General features: G+C 60.3%; 13 protein-coding genes. 4 read left to right on the forward strand and 9 right to left on the reverse strand.

All coding sequences use genetic code 11. The features are described from left to right. Nucleotides 1–11 precede the first annotated feature (11 nt). Nucleotides 12–1,973, forward strand: a complete 1,962-nt coding sequence (gene betT / locus PspR84_RS01250; protein ID WP_171057266.1) for a choline transporter BetT — start codon at nt 12–14, stop codon at nt 1,971–1,973. Between the two features lie 23 nt (nt 1,974–1,996). Here the strand turns inward: betT and PspR84_RS01255 are convergent, their stop codons facing one another. Next, nucleotides 1,997–2,257 carry a hypothetical protein gene (locus PspR84_RS01255; protein ID WP_160054741.1) on the reverse strand — a complete coding sequence of 87 codons (261 nt, stop codon included), beginning with the start codon at nt 2,255–2,257 and terminating at the stop codon, nt 1,997–1,999. Between the two features lie 189 nt (nt 2,258–2,446). Further along, the gene (locus PspR84_RS01260; protein ID WP_160054743.1) at nt 2,447–3,484 is read right to left on the reverse strand and encodes a LacI family DNA-binding transcriptional regulator; all 1,038 of its coding nucleotides are present in this window, start codon (nt 3,482–3,484) and stop codon (nt 2,447–2,449) included. Between the two features lie 206 nt (nt 3,485–3,690). Between PspR84_RS01260 and PspR84_RS01265 the strand changes: the two genes are divergently transcribed. The 3 genes from PspR84_RS01265 to mgrA all read left to right on the forward strand — a co-directional run bounded on the left by PspR84_RS01265 (nt 3,691) and on the right by mgrA (nt 8,385). Further along, nucleotides 3,691–5,916, forward strand: coding sequence for a TonB-dependent receptor (locus PspR84_RS01265; RefSeq protein ID WP_160054744.1), 2,226 nt, complete (start codon nt 3,691–3,693; stop codon nt 5,914–5,916). A 1-nt stretch (nt 5,917) separates the two neighbouring features. Further along, on the forward strand, nt 5,918–7,237 hold the full coding sequence (locus PspR84_RS01270) for an LLM class flavin-dependent oxidoreductase (RefSeq protein ID WP_160054745.1): 1,320 nt from the start codon (nt 5,918–5,920) through the stop codon (nt 7,235–7,237). Between the two features lie 110 nt (nt 7,238–7,347). Then, complete coding sequence (mgrA, locus tag PspR84_RS01275; RefSeq protein ID WP_034148469.1) at nt 7,348–8,385, forward strand: L-glyceraldehyde 3-phosphate reductase; 1,038 nt, start codon at nt 7,348–7,350, stop codon at nt 8,383–8,385. 224 nt (nt 8,386–8,609) lie between these two features. On the opposite strand, the gene tauD is transcribed toward mgrA, so the two are convergent. From tauD to PspR84_RS01310, 7 genes are all read right to left on the reverse strand, one after another. Next, nucleotides 8,610–9,452 carry a taurine dioxygenase gene (tauD, locus tag PspR84_RS01280; protein WP_160054746.1) on the reverse strand — a complete coding sequence of 281 codons (843 nt, stop codon included), beginning with the start codon at nt 9,450–9,452 and terminating at the stop codon, nt 8,610–8,612. A gap of 142 nt (nt 9,453–9,594) precedes the next feature. Then, nucleotides 9,595–10,434, reverse strand: a complete 840-nt coding sequence (tauC, locus tag PspR84_RS01285; protein WP_102899603.1) for a taurine ABC transporter permease TauC — start codon at nt 10,432–10,434, stop codon at nt 9,595–9,597. Beyond that, nucleotides 10,431–11,225 (reverse strand): taurine ABC transporter ATP-binding subunit, encoded by a 795-nt coding sequence (gene tauB, locus PspR84_RS01290; protein ID WP_160054747.1) that lies wholly within the window; start codon nt 11,223–11,225, stop codon nt 10,431–10,433. The genes tauC and tauB overlap by 4 nt, the downstream gene beginning before the upstream one ends. A 16-nt stretch (nt 11,226–11,241) precedes the next feature. Further along, nucleotides 11,242–12,219, reverse strand: coding sequence for a taurine ABC transporter substrate-binding protein (gene tauA / locus PspR84_RS01295; protein WP_122594035.1), 978 nt, complete (start codon nt 12,217–12,219; stop codon nt 11,242–11,244). A 327-nt stretch (nt 12,220–12,546) separates the two neighbouring features. Then, a complete protein-coding gene (gene gshA / locus PspR84_RS01300) occupies nt 12,547–14,130 on the reverse strand; it encodes a glutamate--cysteine ligase (RefSeq protein ID WP_160054748.1) in 1,584 nt (527 codons plus the stop codon). A 269-nt stretch (nt 14,131–14,399) separates the two neighbouring features. Next, nucleotides 14,400–14,783, reverse strand: a complete 384-nt coding sequence (locus PspR84_RS01305) for a PaaI family thioesterase (RefSeq protein WP_160054749.1) — start codon at nt 14,781–14,783, stop codon at nt 14,400–14,402. Continuing rightward, nucleotides 14,783–17,107 carry a Tex family protein gene (locus tag PspR84_RS01310; protein ID WP_160054750.1) on the reverse strand — a complete coding sequence of 775 codons (2,325 nt, stop codon included), beginning with the start codon at nt 17,105–17,107 and terminating at the stop codon, nt 14,783–14,785. Before PspR84_RS01310 ends, PspR84_RS01305 begins: the two co-directional genes overlap by 1 nt. Nucleotides 17,108–17,332: the final 225 nt, after the last annotated feature.

The following is a 17,332-nucleotide window of genomic DNA, read 5'->3' on the forward strand; positions in this document are numbered from 1 at the left end:
GTCTGGTACGCATGAATCCGCCGGTGTTCTATTTCGCCGCGACGGTCATTCTGCTGTTTGGTCTCGTCGTCATTGCCATGCCTGAACAGGCCGGCGCCTGGCTGCTGGAAGCGCAAAACTGGGCGGCCAATACGGTCGGCTGGTACTACATGCTTGCGATGACCCTGTATCTGGTCTTCGTGGTGGTCACCGCCTTATCCGGCTACGGCAAGATAAAACTCGGTGCCGACCACGACGAGCCCGAATTCAGTTATCTGTCCTGGGCCGGCATGCTGTTCGCCGCCGGGATCAGCATCACGCTGTTCTTTTTCTGCGTCTCTGAACCGCTGACTCATATGCTCCAGCCGCCGCAAGGCGAGGCGGGCACCGCGGATGCGGCGCGTCAGGCAATGCAGATTCTGTTTCTGCACTGGGGCCTGCATGGCTGGGGCGTGTTCGCCTTTGTCGGTATGGCGCTGGCCTATTTCGCTTACCGCCACAACCTGCCGCTGGCCCTGCGCTCGGCGCTGTATCCGCTGATTGGCAAGCGCATCAACGGCCCGATCGGTTACGCGGTGGACGGCTTCGGCATCATTGCCACGGTGTTCGGTCTGGGTGCCGACATGGGCTTTGGGGTGCTGCACCTCAACTCCGGTCTCGACTACCTGTTCGGCATCGCTCACACCCAGTGGATTCAGGTCGGCCTGATCACCCTGATGATGGGCGCGGCGATCATTGTTGCGGTTTCCGGCGTCGATAAAGGCGTGCGGGTAATGTCCGACATCAACATGCTGCTGGCCTGTGCGCTGCTGCTGTTTGTGTTGTTCGCCGGGCCTACCCAGCACCTGCTCAACACCTTGATCCAGAACATCGGCGATTACCTCGGCGCCTTGCCGATGAAGAGTTTCGACCTCTACGCCTACGATAAACCGAGCGATTGGCTCGGCGGCTGGACGGTGTTCTATTGGGCCTGGTGGATCGCATGGTCGCCGTTCGTGGGCCTGTTCATCGCGCGGATTTCCCGTGGCCGCACCATCCGTGAATTCGTCTTCGGCGTGCTGTTGATTCCGCTCGGTTTTACTCTCGCGTGGATGTCGATCTTCGGCAACAGCGCCATCGATCAGGTCCTCAACCACGGCATGAGCGCGCTCGGCATGTCGGCCCTCGACAACCCGTCGATGAGCATTTACCTGCTGCTGGAAACTTATCCATGGAGCAAAACCGTCATCGCCGTGACGGTGTTTATCAGCTTCGTGTTCTTCGTCACCTCTGCCGACTCCGGTACCGTGGTGCTCTCGACCCTGTCGGCCAAGGGTGGTAGCCCGGACGAAGACGGGCCGAAATGGCTGCGGGTGTTCTGGGGGGCGATGACCGCGCTGATCACCAGTGCGCTGCTGTTCTCCGGCAGCATTGATGCGCTGAAATCGGCGGTAGTGCTGACCTCGTTGCCGTTCTCACTGATTCTGCTGCTGATGATGTGGGGCCTGCACAAGGCGTTCTATCTGGAGTCGCAGAAGCAGATCGCGCAGTTGCATTCGCTGGCACCGGTCTCCGGTTCGCGGCGCGGCACGGGCGGATGGCGACAGCGCTTGAGTCAGGCTGTGCATTTCCCGTCGCGGGACGAGGTGTACCGCTTCATGGACACCACGGTGCGCCCGGCGATTGAAGAAGTGACGGCGGTGTTCGTCGAGAAAGGCCTGAACGTGGTCACCCAGCCGGATCCGGCGAATGACAGCGTCAGCCTGGAAATCGGCCACGGTGATGCGCATCCGTTCATCTATCAGGTGCAGATGCGCGGCTACTTCACGCCGTCGTTCGCGCGTGGCGGGATGGGCTCGAAGCAACTCAACAATCGTCGCTACTACCGCGCCGAAGTGCACTTGAGCGAGGGCAGTCAGGACTACGATCTGGTCGGCTATACCAAAGAGCAGATCATCAACGACATCCTCGATCAGTACGAACGGCACATGCAGTTCCTGCATCTGGTGCGTTGATCGGCGGCTGGGCGCCGGGACGTTTACGACTCGGCGCTCAGCACCATGAACAACACCATCGCCGCCATCGGCACGCCGAATACCGCACTGCCAATCGCAATTTCCGAACCTAGCGGCTGGCCCGCATGCACCACTCCCACGGCGCCATTAATCACCGTCAATGCCAGCCACAGGGCGGCGAAGCCGTAGCCCATGGTCTGGCGGCTGAAGCCGATGCGCTCGCCGATGTACAGCATCAGAGCGAGCAGGACCAGGCCGAAGAAAATGATGATGGCAGTGTGCATGGCGGGTTCTGTCTGGTGAAGGTGCATTGCCTGAATAATCGCTTTCGCGAGCAGGCTCGCTCCCACAATGGATCTCGGCTGGACATAAATTTTACGTACACAGGAAATCCCTGTGGGAGCGAGCCTGCTCGCGATAGGGCCACCTCGGTGTTCTTTAGAGCATAGCCAATCCAGCCCCCACCATATTCATCAGGTGCTTTCGCGCTCGATGACCTGGCATTGCAGCAGGTTCAGCCGTTGCACCTCGTCGCTCGGCAACACGCCAAGACTTTCCAATACGCGCGTTGCAGCGAGCACGCCGATCTCCAGCGCCGGTGGTTTGATCGTACTCAGGCTGGGCAGCAGCATCTCGGCGAACGGGTAGTCGCCGAAGCCAAGAACGGCGCAGTCTTCGGGGATTTTCAAACCCGCGCGTTGCCCGGCAAGCAAGCCGCCGGCGGCGAGGTTGTCGTTGGCGAAGATGATCGCGTCGGGGCGTGGTGAAGCATTCATCAGGGCGTCCATCGCCTGTTTGCCGGCCTCGAATGGTGCGCGATCAGCGTCCGGGGCGTAGACCCAGGGTTCCAGGCTGGATTCTTTTAAAGTCGCTGCGTAACCGTCGCGGCGTTCCAATGCGCTGAAGTCGCCCGCAGCACTGTTCTGCACGAAGGCGATACGTTGATAGCCTTTTTTCAGCAGATATCTGGCGGCTGTCACGCCCACCTCGAAATGCGAAAAGCCAATCTGCATCGGCTCGCGATCCGGCTGGTAATCCCAGGTTTCAATCACCGGAATATCCGCCTCGGCGATCATCTTTTCCGTGCCGGCACTGTGAAAGTGACTGGTCAGCACCAGCGCCGCTGGCGACCAGCCGAGAAACGCCCGCACCGCATTTTCCTCCTGCTCGGTGCTGAAGTAACTCGACGCCAGCAACAGTTGATAACCGTGATGGCTGAGCGTGTCGCTGAAGCCTTGAATGGTATTGGCGAAGATCGGCCCGGAGATGTTCGGGATCACCATGCCGACGATTTTGCCCCGCGCCGAAGCCAGCCCGCCGGCCACCAGATTCGGTACATAGCCCAACTCAGCTACCACCGCCGCAATCCGCTCGCGGCGTTCGGGCGAAACCTGATCGGGCTGATTGAAATAGCGCGACACGGTAATCGCTGAAACCCCGGCCTCACGTGCCACCGCATTCAGGGTCACGCGTCCGGCGCCACGGCGTTTGCGGGGTTTTTCTTCGCTCAAGAGTCGATCCTTCTTAAAAACCAAATCGCATATAAAAGTAATTTTTCAGTATTGGACGCTCTATGTGTGGCTTGCCAATACTGTCGATGGTAGCGCTAACAAAGCGCGCTGTCTGCTACTCGCTCGAGCGAATGCCCAAGACACCGATTCAGGCGCTGTCGTCGCAGAACGGCAGCGGTTAAGGGCCAATTTCGAGCGGGCAGAGCATGCACAATATTCCTGGGGCGACACACAAACTGGCGCAGTCGATTCGCGCCGCTGGCTGGTTATTCACGGGATTGGCGGTGCTGCCATTGCCCAACGCATTCGCTGCCGAGAGTAGTGATCAGGAGCCGACGCTCAAATCGGTGACCGTCACTGCCACGCGCCGCGAAGAGTCACTGCAAAAAGTGCCGGTCGCGGTGTCGGTGATCGACGGCGAACAGCTTGAACGCGATAACCGCAACGGCGTAGCGAGCATCGTCCAGCAGGTACCGTCGCTGAACTTCCGCACCGGCGCGTCGAACAAGGACACCTCGCTGTTCGTGCGCGGCGTCGGCACGATTTCCACCTCGCCGGGCGTCGAGCCGACCGTGGCCACGGTGATCGATGGCGTGGTCTACGCGCGTCCCGGCCAATCCACTCTCGACTTGCTGGATCTGGAGCGCGTCGAAGTATTGCGCGGCCCGCAAGGCACGCTGTTCGGCAAGAATGCCTCGGCCGGCGTGCTCAACATCACCAGCAAAGCACCGACCGCCGAGACCCACGGTTACATCGACCAGTCGTACTACAGCGGCAACGAAAGCCGCACTCGTTTCGGCATTGGCGGCAGCCTGATTCCGGACACGTTGAAAGGCTCGATCAGCACGCTGTTCGGCACCTACGATGGTAACGTCGACAACCAACACAATGGCCAAGAGGTCAACGGTTACAACCATCGTGGCGTGCGCGGCAAACTCGAATTCACCCCGAATGACGACGTTACCTTCACCCTGATCGCCGACTACATGCAGTCCCATGACGACGGCCCCAACGGTGTGGTCAGCAAGTCGCTGACCCCGGCCTTCGCCAATGCGCTGAGCCCGGTCAATGCGACTAGCCACAATCGCGATATCAACACCGACACCCGCTCACACGTTGAAGACACCAACAAAGGCCTGTCCGGCCAGCTCGATTGGCAACTGGGCGATTACACCCTGACGTCGATCACGGCCTGGCGCGGTTGGGACAACACGCAATATCAGGACGGTGACCGTCTCGGCACGATAACCGCAGCGTTTCCGGGCACGGCGGACAAGGGCGATCTGGCCTTCGATCAATATTCGCAAGAGCTGCGTCTGGCTTCACCGAAAGGCGAGTTCCTCGAATACGTTGGCGGCCTGTTCTACATGCACGGCAAGGACGAAGAAACCTATCAGCGCACACTGACAACGACCACGCGCACTGACCGCGGCGTCGCTGATTACAGCACCACCAGCGACAGCTACGCAGCGTTCGGCGAGGCCACCCTGAACTTCACGTCCGACTTTCGCGGTATCGCCGGCTTGCGTTATACCCACGATGATCTCGAATACGATCACCGCCGCGTTTCGACTTCAGCGACCACCGTCAGCGGCATCCAACCGGCCACCAGCAGTTCCGGTTCTGTCGACGAAGATGGCTGGTCCGGCCGCCTCGGCGTGCAGTACGACTTGAGCGATACGGTCACCACTTATCTGACCTACTCGCGCGGCTACAAAGGCCCGGCCTACAACGTGTTCTTCAATATGCAGCCGCGCGACACCGAAGCGCTGAAACCGGAGACCTCCAACACTTGGGAAGCGGGGATCAAGGCGACGAGCTGGAACAATCGCCTGACCACCAACCTAGCGGTTTTCCACAGCGACTACGACAACTATCAGGCGAACTTCTTCGACACCGTCGCCGGCCAGGTTGTGACACGTTTGATCAACGCCGGCAGCGTCAGCACCGAAGGCGTCGAGCTCGACTACGCCTTGCAGGCCACCCAGCAATTGAAGCTGTCCGGCGCACTCGCCTACACCCGCGCACGGATCGACGAGTTCGCCTGCCCGGCGGGCGCGGCGGCGTCGTGCAACGTCAACGGCAAACCGCTGCCGTTCAGCCCGGACTGGAAAAGCTACGTGCGCGCCGACTACACGATCCCGCTGGATAACGGCCTGGATATCGAACTCGGCACCGACTACAGCTGGCAGAGCGAAGTGCAGTACGACATCAGCCAGAACGCCGACACCAAGCAGGGTGCCTACGGCCTGTGGAACGCCAGCGTCGCGCTGGCCGATTACAGCAATGGCTGGCGCGTGGCGCTGCTGGGCAAGAACCTCACCGATAAGTCCTATTCGCCATTGCTCGCCAGCGGCGGCAACTACATTTATCGCGCCGTGCCACGGGATGACGAGCGCTACTTCGGCGTGCAACTGCGCAAGGATTTCTGAGATGAGCAGACAGTTGAAGCTCGGCGCGTTCCTCATGGCCACCGGGCACCATGTAGCGGCGTGGCGTCATCCGGATGTGCCGGCCAACGCGGGTCTGGATTTCGCCCATTACAAACGGCTGGCGCAGATTGCCGAGGCGGCGAAGTTCGATACGTTGTTTGTCGCTGACAGCGTCGCCGCGCCGACCCAACAAATCGCCAGTCGCATGGCGCGTTCCGATCACTTTGAGCCGTTGACATTGCTCTCGGCGCTGAGTGCAGTGACCGAGCACATCGGCCTGATCGCAACGGCGACTACCAGTTACAACGAGCCGTATCACGTGGCGCGCAAATTCGCTTCGCTCGATCACCTGTCGGGTGGCCGCGCGGGGTGGAATCTGGTGACCTCGGACAATGCTTCCGAGGCGCTGAATTTCGGTCGTGATGAACACATTGGTCATGCCGAACGCTATAGCCGCGCTCGCGAATTTCATCAGGTAGTCACCGGGCTTTGGGATAGTTGGGAGGACGATGCCTTCATTCGCGACAAGGCCAGCGGAGCGTATTACGATCCTGCGAAGCTGCATGTGCTGGATCACGTCGGCGAACACTTCCGGGTCAAAGGCCCGCTGAACGTCGCGCGCTCGCCGCAGGGGCAACCGGTAATTGTCCAGGCCGGTTCTTCGGAAACAGGGCGCGAATTGGCGGCGCAGACGGCTGAAGTAGTGTTCACCGCGCAGACTTCGTTGGCCGGTGCTCAGGCGTTCTACGCCGACCTCAAAGGACGTTTGCCCAAGTACGGGCGCAGTGCCGACTCCGTGAAAATCATGCCCGGGGTTTTTGTCGTGGTCGGCCGCACCGAAGCCGAAGCGCAGGAAAAGTGTGAAACGTTTCAGCAATTAGTCGAACCTGAGGTTGGCGTCGCCTTGCTTGGGCGTATGCTGGGCAACTTCGATTTGTCGAAGTACCCGCTGGACGGGCCGTTACCGGAGTTGCCGCTAACCGAAAGCGGTCAGCAGAGCCGGCAGAAACTGCTGACTGAATTGGCAGGCCGGGAAAACCTGAGCCTTGCGCAATTGGGTCGCAAGATTGCGGGTGGACGTGGGCATTACAGCCTGGTCGGTACGCCGGAGCAGATCGCTGATCGCTTGCAGGAATGGTTCGAACAGGGCGCGGCGGACGGGTTCAACGTGCTGGTACCGCACCTGCCGGGTGGGCTCGAAGACTTCGCCACTGGCGTGGTCCCGGAACTGCAACGGCGTGGGTTGTTCAGAACGGAGTATGAGGGCCGGACGTTGCGCGAGAACCTTGGCCTGGCCCGACCCGGCAATCGATTTGTGTAACACCCTTCGCGAGTAAGCTCGCTCCCACAGGGAAATGCATTCCAAAGGTGGGAGCGAGCTTGCTCGCGAAGCAGTCGACACCCATTTCAAGACAGACAAGAGAGGATTCGATGACTTACACCGCTGCCGAAAACCGCTACGACTCCATTCCTTACCGCCGCGTCGGGCGCAGCGGTCTGGTGCTGCCGGCGCTGTCGCTGGGCTTGTGGCACAACTTTGGCGACAGCACACCGATCGACACCCAGCGCGCCTTGCTGCGCACCGCGTTCGATCTGGGCATCAACCACTTCGACCTGGCCAACAACTATGGCCCGCCGTACGGCAGCGCCGAGATCAATTTCGGCCGCCTGCTGCGTGAAGACTTCAAGCAGTATCGCGATGAACTGATCATCTCCAGCAAGGCCGGTTGGGACATGTGGCCAGGCCCTTACGGTCAGGGCGGCGGCTCGCGCAAATACGTGCTGGCCAGCCTCGACCAGAGCCTGCAACGCCTCGGTCTGGACTATGTGGATATTTTCTATTCGCACCGCTTCGACCCGGATACCCCGCTGGAAGAGACCGCCAGCGCCCTCGCCACTGCCGTGCAACAGGGCAAGGCGTTGTACATCGGGATCTCGTCGTATTCCGGGGTGAAAACCCGTGAGATCGCTGCGCTGTTGAAAGAGTGGAAAGTGCCGTTGTTGATTCATCAGCCGGCCTACAACCTGCTTAATCGTTGGGTGGAAAAAGACCTGCTTGATACCACCGATGAACTCGGCACGGGCGTGATCGCCTTCACGCCGCTGGCACAAGGTCTGCTCACCGACAAATACCTCAACGGCGTGCCGGCGGATGCGCGGGTCAATCGTCCGGGGGGTGGTTCGTTGCAGGCTTCGCACTTGTCCGACGCCAACATTGCTCACGTGCGCGCATTGAACGAGATCGCCAAGCGCCGTGGTCAGAGCCTGGCGCAACTGGCGCTGGCGTGGACGCTGCGTGATCCACGGGTGACCTCGGCGTTGATTGGTGCGAGTCGGCCGGAGCAGATTATCGAGAACGTCGGGGCGTTGAAGAATTTGAGTTTCAGTGCTGAAGAGCTGGCGGAGATTGACCGGTTTGCCCAAGAGGGCGGGATCAATCTTTGGGAGAAGCCTTCGACGGCGGAGTGATGACGATTGGGTTGGATCAGCAAGATCCAACCCCCTCACCCCAGCCCTCCCGAAACGTCGGACCGCCCCCAGGGGGGCGAGGGGGAAAGGGAGCCGATCTTCATGCCTTTCAAAGCTTGAGTTCAACCCGATATTTCAGGTCGATGTAGCTTGTACAAACACCTCGGTCAGTCCCCTCTCCCTTTGGGAGAGGGTTAGGGTGAGGGGCTTTTGCTGTTCAAGGCTCAACGAAAAAACGGCACATCCCCCAACACCGTCGCCCGCTGCATCACCCGTCGCGCCGGCCGATAGTCATCCACCGCGTAATGCTGCGTCACGCGGTTATCCCAGAACGCAATATCGTCCTGCTGCCAGCGCCAGCGAATGGTGAATTCCGGCCGCGTCGCATGGGCGAACAGAAACTTCAGAATCGCTTCGCTCTCGGTTTCCGACAGCTCATTGATCTTCGACGTGAAGCCTTCATTGACGAACAGCGAACGCCGCCCACTGACCGGGTGCGTACGAATCACCGGGTGCGACAGCGGCGGATTCTTGCGTCGTGCCTCTTCCCACTGCGCCAATGCTTCAGGCGTGTTGCCATAACGCTCCAGTGGAAACGAACGAGTGAAATCGTGGGTTGCAGTCAGCCCTTCCAGCAAGTCTTTCAGGGGTGCCGACAGCGCTTCATACGCGGCAATGCCGCTGGCCCACAACGTGTCGCCACCGAACTCCGGCAGCAACTTGGCGCTGAGCACCGCGCCCATCGCCGGCGTCGGCAGGAAGGTCACGTCGGTGTGCCAGATCGCGTTGTCACGCACGTCGGTGACGGCGGTGTCGAGGATCAGCACTTCCGGTTGTTCCGGTACGTTCGGGTAGATCGGGTGAATGTGCAGGTCGCCGAAATAGGCGGCGAAACGAGCCTGTTGCGGCGGCTCGATTGGCTGATTGCGGAAGAATAAAACCTGATATTTGAGCAGTGCCTGCTCGATCGCGTCGCGGTGTTCCAGGCTCAGCGGCTGGCTGATGTCGACGCCGCTGATCTGCGCGCCGAGGGCCGAGCTTAATGGGGTGATGTTCAGGCTGCTCATGGTCTTTCTCTTCGAATTCGGGGTTCAAGCTTTTGTAGGTGTGAGCCTGCTCGCGAATGCGGAGTGTCAGGCTAAAGTGCAGTGACTGATCCGACGCTTTCGCGAGCAGGCTCACTCCTACAGGGGATTCACATGAACGTAGTCAGTGGGCCTGGCCGTGCCACGGCACCAGTTTGCGCTGCAGGGCACGCAGGCCCATTTCCATCGCGAAGGCGATCAGGGCGATGACCAGAATCCCCAGCACCACCACGTCGGTGACGAGGAACTGCGCGGCCGATTGCACCATAAAGCCCAAACCGCTGGTGGCAGCAATCAGTTCGGCCGCGACCAGCGTCGACCAGCCAACGCCCAGACCAATGCGCACACCGGTGAGAATGTCCGGCAGAGCGCTCGGCAAAATCACATGACGAATCAATTGCACGCGAGTCGCGCCCAGCGACTGCGCCGCACGCAATTTCGCTGGATCAACCGTGCGCACACCGGTGGCGGTAGCAATCGCAATTGGCGCGAAAATCGCCAGATAGATCAGCAGCACTTTCGACAACTCACCGATGCCGCACCAGATCACGATCAGCGGCAGATAGGCCAGCGGTGGGATAGGGCGGTAGAACTCGATCAGCGGATCGAGCACGCCACGGGCAATGCGGTTGGCACCGATGGCGATGCCCACCGGCACGGCGGTTAGAATCGCGAAACCCAGACCCAGACCGATACGACTCAGGCTGGCGCCAAGGTGCTGCCACAAGGTCGAATCCATGTAACCGGTGGTCGCCAGCAACCAGCCCTTCTGCAAAACAGCGGACGGTGGCGGCAGAAACAGTGGTTCGATCAAGCCAGTGGCGGTCACTGCCCACCAGATCGCCAACAAGGCAAATAGCGTCAGCAGGCTGATCCAGCGCGTACTGAGGCTACGCCGTACGGGTATCGCCGCCGATGCGCTGACGGGTTTTACCGCCGCCGAGGAAACGTCGTAACTGCTCATGCGCGCTCCTGCCGTTGCCCGGCGCTGCGTTGCGAGAACACTTTGCTCAGCACGTGTTCGCGGGTTTCGATAAAGCGCGGATCGGATTTGATCGCACGTGCTGACTCGCCAGCGGCGTAACGCTGACCGAAATCCAGGTGCAGACGCTCAACGATCTGCCCCGGATTCGGCGCGAGCAGAATCAGGTCAGTGGCGAGGAACACCGCTTCTTCAATGTCGTGGGTAATCAGGAAAACCGGTTTGGCCGTGCGCTGCCAGACTTGCAGCAACAACTCCTGCATCTGTTCGCGGGTGAACGCGTCGAGGGCGCCGAAAGGCTCGTCCATCAGCAATACACGCGGGTCAGCGGCGAGGGCGCGTGCGAGGCCGACGCGCTGTTTCTGGCCACCGGAGAGTTGCCAGATACGGCGGCTTTCGAAACCGGAAAGATCAACCAGTGCGAGCATTTCGCGGGCGATCTTTTCGCGTTTTTCTTTGGCGACACCGGCCAGTTCCAGACCGAATGCGACGTTGGCCAACACGTCCTGCCAAGGCAGCAACGCGTCGTCCTGGAACACCACGCCACGTTCGGCGCTCGGGCCTTTGACCGGCACGCCGTCGAGGGTGATGCGCCCGGCGCTTGGTTCGACGAAACCGGCAATCAGGTTCAACAGCGAAGTTTTGCCACTGCCGGACGGGCCGAGGGCGACCAGCAATTGCTGAGGCCCCAGGGTCAGAGAAATATCCGCCAGCACCGGTGTCGGGCTGCCCGGGTACTGTGCGCTGATGCGCTCCAGCTGTAGCAAGGCCATCGCAGTTAACTCCCGATCAGTTGGTGATGAATTTGGCGCTGACGTACGGCGCGTAGTCCGGCAGAACGGCTTCGACCTTGCCTTGCTCCTTGAGGAACGCGGCGGTGTCGGTGATGGCTTTGGTTGTCGGCGCGCCGAGGGTGACGACCTGATCAGCGGCCAGCGGGTAGACGTTGCCTTGCAGCAGCAATGGGATGTCGCTGGCCTTGGCGCCAGAGAGTTTCACCAGTTTGTCGACGTTGGATTGGTCGGCGAGCCAGGCTTTCGGGTCTTTGCGGTAATCGGCGTAGGCGTCGAGGGTGACCTTGGCGAACGCGGTGACGATTTCCGGGTGCTTCTCGGCGAAGTCTTTGCGCACGATCCACGCATCGAAGGTCGGTGCACCGAACTTGGCCAGTTCGCCGGAGGTGATCAGCACTTTGCCGTTTTCCTTGGCCACGCCGAGTGCCGGATCCCACACGTAAGTGGCGTCGATGTCACCGCGTTTCCATGCGGCAATGATCGCTGGTGGGGCGAGGTTGAGCACGGTGACTTTCGATGGATCGATGTTCCAGTGCTTCAGCGCCGCCAGCAGGCTGTAGTGACCGGTCGATACGAACGGCACGGCGATTTTCTTGCCGATCAGATCTTGCGGGGTCTTGATGCCGGAACCGTCTCGAGCGACCAATGCTTCGGCGGCGCCGATCTGGGTCGCGATAAGGAATGTTTCGACCGGGACTTTGCGGGTGATCGCCGCGGTCAGCGGGCTCGAACCGAGGTAGCCAATCTGCACATCACCGGAGGCGATGGCGGCAATGATGTCGGCGCCGTTATCGAACTTGCGCCAGGCGATATCGGCTTTGGTGGCTTTTTCGTAAGCGCCGTCAGCCTGGGCGACTTTCGCCGGGTCAACGGTGGTTTGGTAGGCGACGGTGAGGTCGGCGGCCTGAGCCAGAAAACTCGCGGCAGCCAGGGAGGCCACGGCGAGCAGGCGAAGCGGGAAATTCAGTTTCATTGAAGAGCTCCATATCAGGCGACCGAGTGTTGGCGTGAAAGGAGACTAAATGATCTAAGAATCAGTAAATAAATAACTTTTTAGAATGAGCTTATGAGCGGAAAAATCTAAGAGCGGGGGAATTGTGGGGTATTTCGGATTTTTCGTTCGGCGTTAGATTTTTCCCCCTCACCCCAGCCCTCTCCCCAAAGGGGTGAGGGGGAAAGGGGGCCGATCTGTGTGCTTTTCAAGGCCTGAGTTCGGCTGGATATTTCAGGTCGGCGTAAATCTCAAGAGCACCTAAATCAGTCCCCTCTCCCTCTGGGAGAGGGTTAGGGTGAGGGGCTTTTAGTTACTAATCGCCAAAATACTCGCCTGATACGACCCAACAAACACATCGAAATCCCCCACCTCGTTCTGCTCCAGCTCAGCCTGCGCTGCCAGCGACGTACGCGCCAGTTCCTCAAACTTCGCCTGTTCATCCGCCGCCAACGGCTCGCTACGGAAAAACTCGGCATGTGCCTGGCTCTGACGCAGGGAGAACTGCGCAAAGCTTTCCTTGTGCTCGGCCATCGCCGCCAACACCTGCGCGGATGGCGTCAGGGACGGATCGCTGACCTTGGCCAGTTGCGTATCCAGCGCCTTGCTGTGCGCATCGCCGCCATGGCTCTGATCCAGCAACGCCGCCAATGGAGCAATTTGTTCCAGCAGTTCGGCTGCCCAAGCCTTCATCTCGACCGACTCACCGTCACGCTGCAATTGCAGGCCCGGACGGCGACCTTCCTTGACCACGCTGAGGAAGTTCGACGTCGCGTTGCCACACGAAGTGTTGGTCAGCAACGGGCTGTCGTTCAGCGCGCAATACAGCAGGAACGCGTCGAGGAAGCGCGATTCAGTGAGATCGATGCCCATCGGCAGGAACGGGTTGATGTCCAGGCAACGCACTTCAACGTACTGAATGCCACGGGCCACCAACGCCTGAATCGGCCGCTCGCCGGTGTAGGTCACGCGTTTCGGGCGGATGTTGGAGTAGTACTCGTTTTCGATCTGCAGGATGTTGGTGTTGAGCTGCACCCACTCGCCATCCTGGTGCGTGCCGACTTCAACGTACGGCGCGTACGGCGTGGCCACGGCTTTGCGCAGGCTGTCGGTGTAGCTCGCCAGATCGTTGTAGCAAGGCGTCAGACCGGCTTGGGCGTTGCTCTGATAACCGAGGTCGCTCATGCGCAGGCTGGTGGCGTACGGCAGATACAGGGTGTCCGAATCGAGTTGTTCCAGCTGATGCGAACGCCCGCGCAGGAAACCGGCGTCGAGCGCTGGCGAGGCACCGAACAGGTACATCAGCAGCCAGCTGTAGCGACGGAAATTACGGATCAGTGCGATGTAGGAGAACGATTGATAATCGCGGTCAGTGCCGACAAATCCTTCGGTTTCGCGCAGCAGCGGCCAGAGCTTTTCCGGCAGGGAGAAGTTGTAGTGAATCCCGGCGATGCACTGCATGGTCTTGCCATACCGCAGGGCGAGGCCCTTGCGATAGACGTACTTGAGCTGACCGATATTGGAGGTGCCGTAATACGCAATCGGGATATCTTCCTCGGCCGGCAACGGGCACGGCATCGATGGACTCCACAGGTACTCGTTGCCGAGCTTGCTGTAGGCAAAACGGTGAATCTTGTCCAGGCTCGCCAGGGTATCAGCCGGATCCGGCAGGGCGGGCGTGATGAATTCCAGCAGCGACTCGGAGTAGTCGGTGGTGATTTGTTCGTTGGTCAGCGCGGAACCCAAGGCTTCGGGGTGCGGCGTTTGCGCCAGGCGACCTTCGCTGGTCACGCGCAGGCATTCACGTTCGATACCGTGCAGGCACTGCTCGAGCAGAGAGAGGTTAGCGCGCTCGCCGAGCAGAGCCAGGCGGCGGTTGAGAAGTTCGCTCAATTTGGATTCCTTCACGCGTCAGTCGCCCCAATATGGGGGTGGGCAGGACGGTCTACAAGGGTGAAGTTGAAACTGGCGTTTTCGCCTGGTTTTGTAGCGGCAGGCCATTTGCCGGTCAGTCAGGAACTGCACAATCCCTGTGGGAGCGAGCCTGCTCGCGAAGGCGGTGTGTCAGCCAACATCTGCATTGCTGATACACCCTCTTCGCGAGCAGGCTCGCTCCCACAGGATTCGTTGCGCCGAAATTAACTCAAATTGATGACCACAAGCTACAGGACAGCGAACGTGCCTTGCGCTTTTGCGACCAGTTTGTCGCCCTGCATCACGTCGGCTTCGACCACCAGCGTGCGCCGGCCCGGGTGGATAACCCGCGCCGTGCACATCACCTCGCCATCGGAAACGGCGCGGATATAGTTGATCTTGCACTCGATGGTTGCGCTCTGCTGATCGAAACCGTGGGTGCTGGAACAGGCCAGCCCCATGGCAATGTCGACCAGACTGAACAGCGCACCACCGTGCAATTTGCCGCCGCGATTGCGCAGTTCCGGTTCCAGCACCAGGGCGACTTGCGCCGCCCCGGTTTCCAGGCTGTGCAGGCGGCAGCCCAACAGCTTGAAAAACGCGCTCTCGACGAGCCCGGCTGGAATTTCCATCAGCGTTTCTTCAATTGCTTGGCGTTGGCGAACAGCGAGGCCATCGCGTTGTTCACTGGTGCGGCGGTTGCGGTTTCCTTGCGTGGCGCGTTGTTCGAAGGCTGGCGCTGCGCCGAACCCGGACGCGAGCCACGGGCGCCGTCGATCTTCTCGCCCGGGGTATCGCCCATGCGCATCGACAGGCCAACGCGTTTGCGCGGGATGTCGACTTCCATGACCTTCACTTTCACCACGTCACCGGCCTTCACCGCTTCGCGTGGATCCTTGATGAACTTCTCCGACAACGCCGAGATGTGCACCAGACCGTCCTGATGCACGCCGATGTCGACGAATGCGCCGAACGCGGTCACGTTGGTGACGACGCCTTCGAGGATCATCCCCAGTTGCAGGTCTTTCAGATCTTCGACGCCTTCCTGGAACTCAGCGGTCTTGAACTCGGGACGCGGGTCGCGGCCCGGTTTTTCCAGTTCCTGGATGATGTCGGTTACGGTCGGCAGACCGAAGGTTTCGTCGGTGAATTTCTTCGGATCCAGACGCTTGAGGAAGCTTGCATCGCCGATCAGCGAGCGGATATCACGGTCGGTTTCAGCGGCAATGCGCTGCACCAGCGGATAGGCTTCCGGGTGCACCGCCGAGGAATCCAGCGGGTTGTCGCCGTTCATCACGCGCAAGAAACCGGCCGCCTGTTCGAAGGTTTTTTCGCCCAGACGCGCGACTTTCTTCAGCGCTGCGCGGGTTTTGAACGCACCGTGTTCGTCGCGGTGCGTGACGATGTTTTGCGCCAGCGTTGCGTTGAGGCCAGAGATTCGGGCCAGCAGTGCCACCGAAGCGGTGTTTACATCAACGCCGACGGCGTTCACGCAGTCCTCGACCACAGCGTCCAGACCACGCGCCAGTTTCAGCTGCGAGACGTCATGCTGGTACTGGCCGACACCGATGGATTTCGGATCGATTTTCACCAACTCGGCGAGTGGATCCTGCAAGCGGCGGGCGATAGATACCGCGCCCCGAATCGATACGTCGAGGTCCGGGAATTCCTTGGCCGCCAGTTCCGACGCCGAGTACACCGATGCACCGGCCTCGGAGACCATGACTTTGGTCATTTTCATCGCTGGGTATTTTTTGATCAGCTCGATCGCCAGTTTATCGGTCTCGCGGCTGGCGGTGCCGTTGCCGATGGCGATCAGGTCAACCGAGTGCTTGGCGCACAGGGCAGCCAGAATGGCGATGGTCTGATCCCACTTGTTGTGCGGCACGTGCGGGTAAACCGTGGCGTGATCGAGCAACTTGCCGGTGGAGTCGACCACGGCAACCTTGCAACCAGTGCGCAGGCCCGGGTCGAGGCCCAGGGTTGCACGCGGGCCGGCCGGTGCGGCCAGCAGCAAGTCGTGCAGGTTGTGGGCGAACACGTTGATCGCTTCGGTTTCGGCGCCGTCACGCAGTTCGCCGAGCAGGTCGGTTTCCAGGTGCGTGTAGAGCTTGACCTTCCACGTCCAGCGCACCACTTCGCCGAGCCATTTGTCGGCCGGGCGGTTCTGGTTCTGGATGTTGAATTGCTGGCCGATCATGCCTTCGCACGGGTGCATGGTGCCCGGCAGCTCGTCGCCGACTTTCAAAGCAGAGCTGAGGATGCCTTCGTTGCGGCCACGGAAAATCGCCAGTGCCCGGTGCGATGGCATGCTTTTCAGCGGTTCGTCGTGTTCGAAGTAGTCGCGGAACTTGGCGCCTTCCTCTTCTTTGCCGGCGATAACGCGGGCACTGAGGGTCGCTTCCTGCTTGAGGTAGTTGCGCAATTTTTCCAGCAGGCTGGCGTCTTCGGCGAAGCGCTCCATGAGGATGTACTTGGCGCCTTCCAGTGCGGCCTTCACATCGGCCACGCCTTTTTCGGCATCGACGAAGCGTGCGGCTTCGGTTTCCGGGGTCAGGTTCGGATCGTTGAACAGGCCGTCGGCCAGGTCGCCGAGGCCGGCTTCCAGGGCAATCTGGCCCTTGGTGCGGCGCTTCTGCTTGTACGGCAGGTACAAGTCTTCGAGGCGGGTCTTGGTGTCGGCGAGTTTGATGTCGCGTTCGAGGGCTGGGGTGAGTTTGCCTTGCTCTTCGATGCTGGCGAGGATGCTGATGCGCCGTTCGTCGAGTTCTCGCAGGTAGCGCAGACGCTCTTCCAGATGACGCAACTGGGTGTCATCGAGGCTGCCGGTGACTTCTTTCCGGTAACGGGCGATGAAGGGAACGGTAGAGCCTTCATCGAGTAGCGCGACGGCCGCTTCGACCTGTTGTGGGCGTACGCCGAGTTCCTCGGCAATGCGGCTGTTGATGCTGTCCATAAAACCACCTGACATAGTGTGAAATCAGGCTCGCAGGCACGGAAATAAAGGCCCGGAGTCTGGTTGAGCGGCTAGAAAATTGCCGCTGCCTGGGTCAAAAGGCAGCCCATTGACCCGTGAAATCGAACAATTACTGCGCTCGGCAGGAAAAAAAGCCTGCCACCTGCGGTAACGATTCAGACGTTGCCTGGCACAAAACGCCGCGCATTATAACCAGCGTTCTGT

It is taken from the genome of Pseudomonas sp. R84, assembly GCF_009834515.1.
Classification (GTDB): domain Bacteria; phylum Pseudomonadota; class Gammaproteobacteria; order Pseudomonadales; family Pseudomonadaceae; genus Aquipseudomonas.